General features: G+C 68.2%; 10 protein-coding genes. 1 reads left to right on the top strand and 9 read right to left on the bottom strand.

The window, feature by feature from the left end:
- Positions 1 to 8 precede the first annotated feature (8 nt).
- Positions 9 to 1,148 carry a trans-sulfuration enzyme family protein gene (locus E6C76_RS06930; RefSeq protein WP_136347501.1) on the bottom strand — a complete coding sequence of 380 codons (1,140 nt, stop codon included), beginning with the start codon at positions 1,146 to 1,148 and terminating at the stop codon, positions 9 to 11.
- A 26-nt stretch (positions 1,149 to 1,174) separates the two neighbouring features.
- Positions 1,175 to 2,359 (bottom strand): polyphosphate kinase 2, encoded by a 1,185-nt coding sequence (gene ppk2, locus E6C76_RS06925; protein WP_136347500.1) that lies wholly within the window; start codon positions 2,357 to 2,359, stop codon positions 1,175 to 1,177.
- A gap of 161 nt (positions 2,360 to 2,520) precedes the next feature.
- Here ppk2 and E6C76_RS06920 point away from each other — a divergent pair, with 161 nt between their 5' ends.
- Positions 2,521 to 3,465: an alpha/beta hydrolase gene (locus E6C76_RS06920; RefSeq protein WP_168734266.1), complete on the top strand. Its 945-nt coding sequence runs from the start codon at positions 2,521 to 2,523 to the stop codon at positions 3,463 to 3,465.
- A gap of 48 nt (positions 3,466 to 3,513) precedes the next feature.
- On the opposite strand, the gene E6C76_RS06915 is transcribed toward E6C76_RS06920, so the two are convergent.
- The 7 genes from E6C76_RS06915 to E6C76_RS06885 form a co-directional block, all read right to left on the bottom strand.
- On the bottom strand, positions 3,514 to 4,647 hold the full coding sequence (locus E6C76_RS06915) for an HD-GYP domain-containing protein (protein ID WP_136347499.1): 1,134 nt from the start codon (positions 4,645 to 4,647) through the stop codon (positions 3,514 to 3,516).
- 79 nt (positions 4,648 to 4,726) lie between these two features.
- Entirely contained in the window at positions 4,727 to 5,584 is an 858-nt protein-coding gene (locus E6C76_RS06910) for an HDOD domain-containing protein (protein ID WP_136347498.1), read from the bottom strand.
- Positions 5,585 to 5,650: 66 nt separating this feature from the next.
- Positions 5,651 to 6,250, bottom strand: a complete 600-nt coding sequence (gene xpt, locus E6C76_RS06905; RefSeq protein WP_136347497.1) for a xanthine phosphoribosyltransferase — start codon at positions 6,248 to 6,250, stop codon at positions 5,651 to 5,653.
- A gap of 83 nt (positions 6,251 to 6,333) precedes the next feature.
- Positions 6,334 to 7,038: a 2'-5' RNA ligase family protein gene (locus E6C76_RS06900; protein WP_168734265.1), complete on the bottom strand. Its 705-nt coding sequence runs from the start codon at positions 7,036 to 7,038 to the stop codon at positions 6,334 to 6,336.
- Between the two features lie 92 nt (positions 7,039 to 7,130).
- Complete coding sequence (locus E6C76_RS06895) at positions 7,131 to 8,297, bottom strand: YncE family protein (RefSeq protein WP_136347495.1); 1,167 nt, start codon at positions 8,295 to 8,297, stop codon at positions 7,131 to 7,133.
- A 249-nt stretch (positions 8,298 to 8,546) separates the two neighbouring features.
- Positions 8,547 to 9,821, bottom strand: a complete 1,275-nt coding sequence (locus E6C76_RS06890) for a YncE family protein (protein WP_211090133.1) — start codon at positions 9,819 to 9,821, stop codon at positions 8,547 to 8,549.
- 38 nt (positions 9,822 to 9,859) lie between these two features.
- Positions 9,860 to 12,352, bottom strand: coding sequence for a TonB-dependent siderophore receptor (locus E6C76_RS06885; protein ID WP_168734264.1), 2,493 nt, complete (start codon positions 12,350 to 12,352; stop codon positions 9,860 to 9,862).
- Positions 12,353 to 12,451 lie beyond the last annotated feature (99 nt).

Raw genomic sequence — 12,451 nt, 5'->3', positions numbered from 1 at the left:
CTGCTGAATCACCCCAGCGCCTGATCCAGATCCGCAAGGAGATCCTCCACCGCTTCGATGCCCACCGACAGCCGGATCAGGTCCGGCGGGCATTGCGAGCCGGGGCCTTCCACGCTGAAGCGGTGTTCGGCGAGGCTTTCCACCGAGCCCAGCGAGGTGGCGCGCTTGAAGACCTGCAGGCGGCCGGTGGCGGCGAGGGCGGCTTGTTCGCCGGCGGCGACGCGGATCGACAGCATGGCGCCGAAGCCGCCCTGCATCTGCGCGGCGGCGGTGGCGTGGCCGGGGTGGCCGGGCAGGCCGGGGTAGAGCACGGCGGCGAGGCGCGGGTCGCGTTCGAAGGTGCGTGCGATGGCGAGCGCGGAGGCGCTGGCGTGGCGCACGCGCAGCGCCAGGGTGCGCATGCCGCGCAGCAGCAGCCAGGCTTCGAAGGGGCCGAGGATGGCGCCGCCCAGCGCGCGGTTCTGCCGTACGCGCGTCCAGACCGGTGAATCGGCACGGCAGGCCAGCGCGCCGGCGACCACGTCGGAATGGCCGTTGAGGTACTTGGTGGCCGAATGCATGACGAAGTCGGCGCCGAGTTCGAGCGGGCGGGTGAGCACCGGGGTGGGCACGGTGGAATCCACCGCCACCAGGCTGCCATGCGCGCGTGCGGCCGCGCAGGCGGCGGTGAGATCGGTGATTTCCCAGGTGGGGTTGGCCGGGGTTTCCACCCACAGCAGGCGGGGCGGCTGGGTGGCGATGCGTGCGCGCAGCGCGGCGGTGTCGGCGTTGTCGTAGAAATCCAGGGCGATCTGGCCGCGCGCGGCCAGTTCCTGCATCCAGTTGCGCAGCGCCCAGTACATGGCGCGCGGGGCGAGCACGCGGGAACCCGGTTCCAGGGCCTGCAGCAGCGTGGTGGCGGCCGCCATGCCGGAGGGGAAGAGCAGGGCCTGGTGGGCGCCTTCCAGCGCGGCGAGCAGGGCTTCGGCCTGGTCGTAGGCCGGGCTCTGGTCGCGCGCGTAGACGCGGCCGCCGGGGAAGCTGCCGTCGGCGCCGCGTTCGAAGGTGCTGGAGGGGTGGATGGGCGGGGCCAGATCGCGGTGGATGGGGGCGATCCAGCCCAGGCCCTGGGCGGCGAGGGTGTCGGGGGCGTGCTTGGCGTCGGACATGAGGGTCGGGGGTGGTTGCTTGTTTTTCAGAGTAGCGGGGCGGCCTGGTTTTCGCCGCGTTCGTACACCACGTTGGCGCGGCCGACCAGCAGCGGGTCGAGCGGGCCGATGGCGTCGATGCTCTTGTTGGCGTAGGGCAGCTTGTGCAGCACGTAGCGCAGGGCGTTGAGGCGCGCGCGCTTCTTGCAGTCGGATTTGACCACGGTCCACGGCGCGTCGGCGGTGTCGGTGTAGAAGAACATCGCTTCCTTGGCCTTGGTGTAGTCGTCCCACTTGTCCAGCGAGGCCAGGTCGATGGGCGACAGCTTCCACTGCTTGAGCGGGTGCTTTTCGCGTTCCTTGAAGCGGCGGCGCTGTTCCTCGCGGCTCACCGAGAACCAGAACTTGATCAGATGGATGCCGCTGCGCACCAGATTGCGCTCGAATTCGGGCACCTGGCGCATGAATTCGTTGTATTCGTCGTTGCTGCAGAAGCCCATGACGCGCTCGACGCCAGAGCGGTTGTACCAGGAACGGTCGAACAGGATGATCTCGCCGGCGCTGGGCAGGTGTTGGATGTAGCGTTGGAAGTACCACTGGCCGCGCTCGGTTTCGCTGGGTTTTTCCAGCGCCACCACCTGCGCGCCGCGCGGGTTGAGGTGTTCCATGAAGCGTTTGATGGTACCGCCCTTGCCGGCGGCGTCGCGCCCTTCGAAGACGATCACCACCTTCTGCCCGGTTTCCTTCACCCAGGCCTGCAGCTTCAGCAGTTCCACCTGCAGGTGGTATTTCTGCTTCTCGTAGTTCTTGCGCGACATCAGGTTCTTGTAGGGATAGCCGCCTACCCGCCAGTCGTCGGCGAGTTGCTCGTCCGGCGGCACCGCCGGGCGCGCCGGCGGGGGCGGTTCGCTCTTGCCGAGCGTCTTGCGCAGCACCTCGGCGTCGTCCGGCGAGACGCCGGCGAGGATGGTTTCCAGCGTCTGCGCGAGCGCGCCGAGATCCTCCTTGGCGACCTTGTCGATGATGTCCTTCACCGCGACCTGCTTGGATTCGCGCGCGGCCTGCACGGCCTGGTCGATCTCGAAGCCGGCGATGCCGCCGGCGGCGTCGGCCGGCGCGATGTCGCCGTTGCGCGCCGGGCGGACTGCGTCGGCCTGCCCGTTGGTGCTGCGGCGCGGTGCGCGGCGGGAGGTGCTGCGGGCGGGGGGGGTCTTCTTCGGCTCGGCGGGCATCGGGGCGGCTCCTGTGCTGGCTATGCGAAACGACCATTCTAAGCGCTGAACATGGCACCGGCGCGAATCCTGTGTGTCGGTGTGTCGTGTGCCTTCTGGCGTTGCCCGCCAAACCGGCTAGAATCCGGCGCTCGGTTTTTCCTGCTTTTTCCCCGATCGCCATGCCTCTTACTCCCCAGGCCCGTGCCTTGCTCGACATGGCCTACCGTGCCGGTGCGCCGCGTTTCCATGAACTGTCGGTGGCGCAGGCGCGGCATTCCTTCGAGAAGCTGTTGTTCGTGTTCCGCCCGGAAGCGCCGCCGGTGGCTTCGGTGACCGAGGTGCCGATGGCGCGCGCGGACGGCAGCGCGCTGCTCGGGCGCCTGTACCGCCCGCTCTCCGCACAGGCCGACGAGATGCTGCCGCTGCTGCTGTATTTCCACGGCGGCGGCTGGTGCGTGGGGGATGTGAACAGCTACGACGTGCTGTGCCGCGAACTGGCGAATCTGTCCGCCTGCGCGGTGCTGTCGGTGGATTACCGGCTGGCGCCGGAGCATCCGTTTCCGGCAGCGGTGAATGATGCCCGGCTGGCGCTGGACTGGGCGGAGGACAATGCCGCCTTGCTGGGCATCGACGCGGCCCGCATCGCGCTGGGCGGCGACAGCGCGGGCGGCAATCTGTCCATCGTCGCCGCGCTGGCACGCCGCGAGGCGGGCAGGGCGCTGCCGCGCTTTCTGCTGCTGGTGTATCCGAGCACCGAGATCGTCAGTGCGCGGCCGTCGCGCGGGCGCTACGCGGAGGGCTACTTCCTCGACCGCACGATGCTGGACTGGTTTTTCGAGCGCTACCTGCCCGACGGCAACACCGAGGACTGGCGCGCTTCGCCGATGCGCGCCGAGTCGCTTGCCGGCCTGCCGCCGATGCTGCTGGTGACCGCGGAATACGACCCGCTCGGCGACGACTGCCTGGCCTTCGCCGAGCGCGCGCGGGCGGAAGGGGTGGAGGTGGCGCACCTGCCGGTGGCCGGCATGGTGCATGGCTTTCTGCCGCTGGGAAAAACGTTTCCGGAAGCGAATGAAACCGTGCGCGCCGTCGCCGCCGCCTTGCGCGCCGCGCTGCGCGGCTGAACCTTAGGGCGTGTTCACACTATCCGCGGCGGATCGCGTGAACACGCCCTAATGCATGGCGGCGTGGCGCTGCCAGACTTCCTCGATCTGCGGCCGCGCGGCCTGTAGCGCACTCACGCACTCGCGGTCCAGTTTATGGCCGGCCAGCGTGCGCAACTGCTCGAAGGCTTCATCGATGGACCAAGAGCGTTTGTAGGGGCGCGGGCAGGTCAGCGCGTCGAAGATGTCCGCGGTGCTGACGATGCGCGCGGCCAGGGGGATCTCGTCGCCCTGGAGGCCCTCCGGATAGCCGCTGCCGTCCAGGCACTCGTGGTGATGGGCGACCACCGCCTGCAGGGTGTGCATGCCCGGGGTGTCGTGCAGCTGGAAGTCGTCGATCATGCGTTCGATCATGCCGCGCCCCAGTACCACGTGCTCCTTCATGGTTTCCCATTCCCGCGGTTCGAACTGTCCGGGTTTGAGCAGGATGGCGTCCGGAATGCCGACCTTGCCGATGTCGTGCAGCGGGCCGAACAGCGCCAGCTCGGCGACGAAGGAGTCGTCCAGCCCGTGCACGCGGGCCAGTTCGCGGCTCAGCAGCTGGACGTAGTCGCGCAGGCGCAGCTGGTGCTCGCCGGTGTCGCGGTCGCGCATCAGGGTGAAATCCAGCGCGAAGCGCGTGGTGCCGACCAGCGCGCGTACCGTGTCGATGCCCTGGACCAGCAGGTCGACGGCCAGCGGCGTCCAGGCCAGCAGTTGGTGGATCTGCTGCGCCGGCAGCAGGACGCCCGGTGCCGTTTCCACGACCAGGAAGCCCTGCCGGGCGTTGCCGGGGCCCAGGGGCAGGGCGATCAGCGGGCAGGTGCGCCCGTCGGCGGCCCATTCCAGCGCCGGATCGACCTGGACGAAGGCGGCACGCGCTTCGCCGGTGTCCGCGCAACGGGAGAGCAGGGGGTTGTCCGCCAGCGCGGCGAGCGATTGCGGGCAGGGCAGGGTCTGCCCTTCGCTGTCGGCCCAATGGCTCAGTGTGGTCTGCGTGGTGTCGGTCAGGAAGGCGCCCACGCGCTTCACATCGGGGACCAGGGCGCGGATGCGCGCTTGCAGGGCCTTGAGCTGGGGCGGCAGGGTGCCGGCCAGGAAGGATGCGGCCAGGGTCGTCGGATCGGTGGCGGGAGTGCTGCGGGTTGCGCTGTCGGCGGGCATCGGTGGCCTCCTGAAGAGCCTCGAGGTTCCGGTCTGACCGCGTGGCGGCGGGTGAATTCCACCCGCCCGCGTCCGCTGTTCAATGCACCAGCGCGGCGAGCAGTTCCTCGCGGCCGTTGCGCGCGGCGGTCAGCAGTTCGTCGAACTTGGCGCGGTCGATGCCGGCCGTGCAGGTTTCCAGCAGCGCGCGCGGATGCACGCCCAGCAGGGTGTCGAAGGGGTTGGGGGTTTCGGCGGCCAGCCCGGCGAGGAACACCACGTCGGAGAGATCCTGCGGGGGCCAGCCGCCGCCGTAGGGGTTCTCGTACTGGAAGGCGTCGAGGATGGTATCCGGCAGTTCGAAGGCTTCCAGCACGGCGCGGCCCATCGGCTGGTCCCAGGTGGACACGAACTCGGCGAAGCGTTCCATGTTCTCTTCCAGCGCCGGGTAGTCGGCGGCGCGCGCGAGCAGGAAAAACTGGCCGATATCCACCATCATGCCGGCCAGCATGGCGGTGTCGGGCTTCACCGCGCCGAGATGGCGGGCGATGGCGTGCGACCAGGCGGCCACGTCGATCGAATGCATCCACAGCCCGGAAGCCAGCAGGCGCATCTTCTGCGAGCGCTGGTCCTGCGCGAGCTGTTCGGCGGCCACCGCGTAGGCCAGGCAGCGCAGCGCGGACAGGCCGATGCGGCGCACGGCGTCGCCCACCGTGGTGATCTGCGGGCCATACGGGCTGAGCAGCACGGAGTTGGCCATACGCACCGCCTTGGCGCTGAGCACCGGCTCGGCGCGCACCACGGCGGCGATCTCCTCCAGCGTGGTCTCGGGGTTGTCGGCCAGGCGCTTGATGCGCAGCGACACGTCCAGCGCGGTGGGAAAGCTCAGCCTGCCTTCGCGCAGTTCCTCTTCGATCTGGGCGGCGAAGGCCTGGGCCTCGTGTTCGAAATCCTGCATGTCGATATCTCCGGGGCGCATTGCGCGCAGTGTAGCGCGCCGGTGTGTCTCTGCGCGCTGCCGGGTTCAGGCGCCGAGCAGGATGGCCTTGCCGTTTTCCAGGCGTTCGACCTGTGCCAGGGTGGCAACCGGCACGCCCAGCCTGGCGATGGATTGGTGGCCGTTCTTGAAGCGCTTTTCCACGATGAAGCCGGCGGCCAGCACTTCGGCGCCGGCTTCGCGGGCCATTTCCACCAGCGCCACGGCGGTGCGCCCGTTGGAGAGGAAGTCATCCACCAGCGCGATGCGCGCGCCGGCCTGCACGTAGCGCTGCGAGAGCACCAGCTTGGTTTCGCCGCCCTTGGTGGGCGAGGGGATGACGCGCGAGATGTACGGCGACTCGACCTGCGGAGCGTACTTCTTGGCATACACCAGCGGCACGTTGAGCGCCTGCGCCACGACCAGGCCGGGGGCGATGCCGCTGGCCTCGGCGGTGAGGATCATCGTCGGGTGGCAGGCCGACAGGCGGCGGGCCAGTTCGCGGCCCAGTTCGACGATGAAGGCCGGTTCGATGCGGTGGTTGAGGAAGTGGTCGATCTTGAGGATCTGGTCGCCGATGATCGTGGCTTCCGTCTCGATGCGGCGCACGAGCGGGAGGTAGGGGGCGTTGAGGTCTTGCGGTTCCATGCGTGGGTCCGGAAACGAAAAAGCCCCGGCGTCACCGGGGGAGAAGGCGCGATTCTATCAGCGTGGATGCGCTCGGGCGGAATTCAGTTGCAGTGTGGGGCGCGGTGCGCCGCCAGTTGCTCCGGCAGGTTCTCCCGCCAGCACAATTCGCCGCCGTCCAGCGCATACTCGGCCAGCCGTGCGAGCGTGCCGCCGATCTCCCGGGCCGCATAGCTGAACAGGGTGATGCGCGGTACCGACAGGCGTAGCGTTTCGCCAGCGGCGCAATCCGCCAGCCGCGCGCGCACCGCCCCGGCCGGCCAGGCATCGGCATACAGCCCGACCGTCACGTGCGGCACGAAGCCGCCATCGGTCCGCTTCAGGCCGCCCGCAGACAGGCTCTCGTGCAGGGTGGCGAGCTGCCCTTGCGTGTCGGAAACCGTCAGATAGGGCGCGGAGGCGAAGCTGTTCAGGCCGCCGATGGCGATCTCGAACGGTGCCGGGCGCAGGGCCCGCAGGGCGGCAAGCTGCGCCCGCAGCATTGCCGGCCCGAAATCGTCGCTGCGCTGCGGGTCGGCGCAGGGAAATCCGCACAGGCCCAGGGTGACGTGGGGCTGGCGGACGTAGCCGTCGAGCAGCAGGCCATTCAGCCCGCCGCGGGCGGCGTCCACCTGCCGCCGTACTTCGGGCACATCCACGTCCAGCCCCCACAGGGCATAGTGCGGCCGCCCCCGGTGCCATTCGGGGAAGTCCCGTTGGACGTTGCGGATGCAGCGGCTGCCGGGGGGAAGGTCGGGGTAGCGGGGCATGGCAGCCGATGATAGCCGGTTGCCGGGAAGAGGCGTCGTGGAGGGGGCCGGGCTGCCGGCCCCCTCCATGCCCGCCGGGCGGGCCGGCGCGTTCAGCGCAGGTCGATGCGTACCACGCTGTCCAGCGCGTCCTTGCGGAAGCCCGGGTGCTTGTCGCCGTGCGGCGCCTTGACGGTGACGTACAGCGTCTGGCCGTCCGGGGTGAGCGCCAGGCTGTTCGGATGCATCGGCAGATCGATGGTGCGCTTGACGGCGTAGGTGGCGGCGTCGATCAGCGTGACCGCGCCCGTGCCGGTCGGCGCGCTGCGCGCCGCGCCGCGATGGGTGGTGACGATCTCGTCGCGCTGCGGGTTGTACACCACGTCCAGCAGGCTGATGCCGTCGATGGGGATCTGCTTGACGACGCTGCCGCTGGCGATGTCGAACACGTAGACCTGGCTGGTGTTGGCGTCGGTGCTGAACAGCCGCTGCCCCTTGGTGTCGATGGCCAGGTTGATGAAGAAGTGCTTGGCGCCTTCGGACGTATTGGCCGTGCTGTCACCGGTGCTGAAGCTGCGCACCACCTTGCCGGCATCCGGATCGATTTCCAGGATTTCATGCACCCCGCCCTGGCTCACGTACAGGCGGTTGCTGCCGGCGTCATAGGCCGCGCCCGCCGTCCAGATGCCTTCGCTGGTGATGGTGTGGGTGAGCGTATTGGTCGCGCCATCGACGATCCAGATCAGACCCGGCTGGCCGGGACTGGTGACGAACACGCGGTTGTGCTTCTCGTCCACGATCACCTTGCGGGTGTGCGCATAGCTCGTCTTGCCTTCCGCGTCCTGCTTCGCTTCGGCCAACTGGATCACGCCTTTCACCACACCGCTGGATGCATCCACGATCGATAGCGAACCTTCCATGGTGTTGCCCACGTACAGCGTGTTGGTGCTGCGGTTCAGCCCCAGCGCGAACGAGCGGCGCGGCGTCTGGGTGGTCTGCAGCGTCTGCAGGCTGCGCGCGTCCAGGCGGTGGATGAAGCCGCCGTTCTGCGGATCGAAGCCGGTGATGGTGGCGACGAACACCGCCGTTGCGTCGGCGGAAACCGCCACTTCGTAGATACCCTGGAAGGCATCCTGGCGCAGCACGGGCGAGGCGGACAGCGCGGCCGCGGCGCTCGTGGCCGTCGGGGACTGCAGCGCAGCGGTCTGGCAGGCGCCCAGCAGCACGGTGGCGGCGGCCAGGGCGAGGGCGTTCAGCTTGAATCGATGGTGGCGGGACATGGGAAATCCTATGCAGTGGGGCAGGGAACCCCGTGACAAGAGCCAAGGCGTGACACCTTGAGTTGCGCAGGGCGTGCAAACGGACGCCGCATGCAAAACCGCCGGCCTTCTCACCAGAAGGCCGGCGGTTTGCACGCTCTCATTAGCAATGTCGTTTGAGAAGCCCGAAAACGTCAGATATTTACATGTTGTTTCACTTCGGCTGTCGGTTTCCTCGGTGCCTTTCCGCTTCCGGGCGGGGGCGGCGGCTCAGCGCAGTTCGATGCGCGTCACGTTCTCCAGCGTGCCCGCCTTCTTGCTGCTGCCGTCGTTCTTCACGGTGACGTACAGCACGTTGGCCTGTTCATCGAGTGCCAGGCTGTTTGGGTGGGGGGGCAGGTCGATGGTCTGCAGCAGTTGATAGGCGGCCGTGTCGTACACCGTGACCGAACCCCGGCCTTCATCCACCCGCACGCCGCCGCGGTTGGTCACGTAGAGGCGCTGGCGCTCGCCGTCGAAGCGCAGGCCGATGGGCACCTGGCCGCTGGGCAGGTTGGCGATGGTCTTGCCGGTATCGGCGTCGAGCACGAACAGGCGGTGGCCTTCGCTGCGATGCTGGTACTCGCGCTCCAGGTGATTGTTGCGCCAGCTGTCGCGGTCGATGCCCTGGTCGACGCCGAACAGGCGGTTGTGCGCCGGATCGTAGGCGAGGTTGAGCAGTTGGTCAGCCTCGACTTCCAGCGTCCTGGTGATTTGCAGGGTCCTGGCATCCACCACCATGACCTGTCCGCGCATGTTGGAGACGAAGACGCGGCCGTTCTTTTCGTCGAGCACCACGCCGACGGCGTTGTAGCCGAAGCCTTCGATCACCTTCTCCAGTTCCAGCGTGCGGGTATTGACGACGAACAGCACGCTGTCGAAGCCCAGGCCGAGGCCGGGGGCGAAGAGGCGTTCGTTGGCGCGGTCCAGGGCCATTTCACGCAGCTTGTAGGGGTAGTCGTCCACCACCTTGAAGCGTTCCAGCGCCTTCAGCAGGAACTCCGTGCGCTTTTCGGAAAAGCCGCGCTCCTTGTAGGCCTGCGCGAAGTTGATTTTCTGCAGCAGGGGGATCTGCTTGACGAGCCTGCCGGCGGCCGTATCGACCACGCTGATCGAGCCGTTGAAGCCCTGGGTGAGATAGAGGCGGTTGGCCGCGTCGTCCAGCGCCACGCCGAAACCCTTGCCGGTCAGCGGCACTTCGGCCTGGATGCCCAGCGTGTCCGGGTGCAGCTTCAGCAGCCGCGAACGGGTTTCCACCTCCCAGTCGGGCGCGGCGACGAACACGGCGTTCTGCCGCGCGCTGTAGGCCAGTTCCACCAGGTCGGAGGCAATGGCGCGCTGCATGATGCGTTCCGCGCTGACCGGCGTGTAGGGCGTGGGCTGGGTGGCGGCCGCCGGCGCGGGCGCGGCGGCGGGCGTGGTGGCGGTGGAGACGGCTTGGGTGCCGCAGGCGGTGATGCTGGCGGCGGCCAGCAGGCCGAGGCTGATCCGGGCGGTTTTGTTCATGGGGACTCCTTGGGAAATGAGTTGGGCATGCATGGTGTTCACCACTGGTAGCGCAGGGCCAGTTGGGCATTGCGGGGCGCGCCGTACTGCGCCCGGAAGGCCACGAAGTTGTCGTAGTACTTCTTGTCGAACAGGTTGTTGATGTTCAGCGTGGCCTGCCATTGATCGTTGATGCGATAGCCCGCGTGCAGGCCGACCACCGCATAGCTGGCGTGGCGCGCGGAGACCGTGCCGACGCCGGGGATGACCAGCGTGCGGCCGGCCGTCCACATGTCGCGCTTGTCCTGCCAGTGCACCGTGCTGGCCAGGCTCAGGCCGCGCAGCGCGCCGTTGAACTGGTAGCTGGTGCCCAGCTTGAGCATGCGGCGGGGAATGTAGGTGTTGATGGTCTGGCCGTTCGCGTCCCGGGTGATGGTGTCGCTGTAGGCGGCGAAGATCTGCCAGTTGCGGGTGACGTGGCCGGAGGCCTCCAGCTCGAAGCCGCGGGACTTGTTGCCCTTGCCGGAGGACACGTAGGCCTGCGCGCCGTCGGGCAGGGAATTCACCGGTACGCTGTCGTCGATGACCGCGATGTTGTCCTGCTGCGCCTCGAACACGGCAAAGTTGAGCTTCAGCCGGTTCTGCAGCAGGCTGGCCTTGAAGCCCAGCTCGACGTTGTCGCCGACGATCGGGTCCAGGTAGTCGTTGTTGCGGTCGCGGTAGTTCTGCGGCTTGAAGATTTCCGCATAGCTGGCATACACGGTGAATGCCGGGTGGAGGTCGTAGGTGATGCCCACGAACGGGGTCAGTTCGTCGTCGTTGCGCAGCTTCGCGTCGGTGCCGGTGAACTGGCCGGCGGTGTTGTAGTTGTCGCGCTCGGTCTTGTAGCTCGACAGGCGCGCGCCGACGATCAGCTTCAGCGGGTCGCTGACGTTGAAGCGCGCGCCCGTGTACAGCCCGTGCTGCCGGGTGAGCGTGCGGGTCTTGGCGCCGCTGCGGCTCACGCCCGGTTCCGGCATGCCGCCGTCCCAGTCGTAGATGTCCGGTATCCAGTAGTCCGCCGTGCTGTCGAAGCGCATGGTGTGGTTGGTGTCGCGGCTGCGCGTGCCGTTGGCGCCGACGGTCAGCTGGTGCTCGCGGCCGAACAGGGTGAACGGCCCGTTGGCGTGGATCTCGAAGTTGTCCTGATAGCGGTAGCCGTTGGCGGCCAGGTCGGGACGGATGGGAATGCCGGAGCCGTCCGGGTTCACGTAGGTCAGCGCGGTGGCGCGGTTGGCCGTGATCACCGCGTCGCCGGTGTTCTTGTTGCGGCTGTAGGCCGCCTTGGCCTTCCAGCCGTTGGCGAATTCATGGTTCAGATAGACGAAGGTGTTGCTGTAGCGCTTGTTCCAGTACGTCCAGGGCGGGGCCACGGTTTTCGAGCGCGACACGTCGATGCGCTTGCCGTTGCTGTCGAACAGCGGCAGGCCGGTGTTCGATTCGCTGTCCAGGTCCGTGCGCTGGAAGTCGTGCCCCAGGGTCAGCATGGTGCGCGCCGTCAGATCCACTTCCAGCGTGCCGGAAAGGGTGGTCTGCTCGTCGGAGCGGAATTTGCGGAACGAGTCCGCCTCCTTGTAGGCGCCGATCAGCCGGGCGCGCACGCGGCCGTCCTCGGTGATGGGGACGGACAGGTCGGCGATCAGCCGCCGGTGGTCCCAGGAGCCGACGGCGGCGGACAGCGTGCCGGTGAACACCTTCTCCGGCCGCTTGCGGATCATGTTGATGGTGGCGGAGGGGTCGCCCACGCCGGTGATCAGCCCGGTGGCGCCGCGTACCACCTCGACCCGGTCGTAAAGCACCGAATCCAGCACGCTGGCGTTGAACGGGCCGCGCCCCGCCTCGCGGTAGCTGCCCTGCAGGCCGTCGACCTGCATGTTGGTGATGTTGAAGCCGCGCGAGGTGAACTGGTAGCCGCCGCCCACCGCGGCGGTCGCGGCGGTGACGCCGGTGGTGTGCAGCAGCACGTCGTCGATGGTCTGCAGGCCCAGATCCTCGATCTGCTGGCGGGTGATGACGCTGATCGACTGCGGCGTCTGCTGCATGTCCAGTTCCAGCCGGGTGGCGGTGGTGCTGGGGCCGGACGCGGTGTACAGGCCGGAGTATTCGGTGACGGCGCTGCGTTCGCGCTGCGCGGTCACTGTCACCGTATCCAGCGCGGTGCCTTCCAGCGGCCCGGGCAGCGCGGTCAGCGAGTACCCGCCGTCTTCCGCGCGCACCGCGCGCAGCCCCGTGCCGGAAAGCAGGCGCGCAAGGCCCGCCTCGACGCTGTACTCGCCCTGCAGGCCGGGGCTGCTGCGGCCCTGCGTCAGCGTGGTCGGGAAGCTCAGCAGGATGCCGGCGTGCTGGCCGAACTGGTTGAGCGCGGCCTCCAGCGGGCCGGCGGGAATGGCGTAGTGCCGGCTGGCGCTGCTGGACGGCACGGGAGAGGCGGGCGACTGCGCGAACAGCGGTGTGGCCAGCAGGGCACACAGCAGGACGCTGTAGTGCAGGGGGGCCTTGGCGGGGTGATGCATGAGCATGCTCCTCACGGCGGATTGGAAAGGTTTCGTTTTCCAAGTCCCGCGAGCGGGGCAAAGTGGACCACCCTGCGTGAAATTTTTTTGACTGGCGTC

The organism is Pseudothauera nasutitermitis, from assembly GCF_004801295.1.
GTDB lineage: Bacteria > Pseudomonadota > Gammaproteobacteria > Burkholderiales > Rhodocyclaceae > Pseudothauera > Pseudothauera nasutitermitis.
This window is presented reverse-complemented; position numbering and strand designations above follow the sequence as displayed.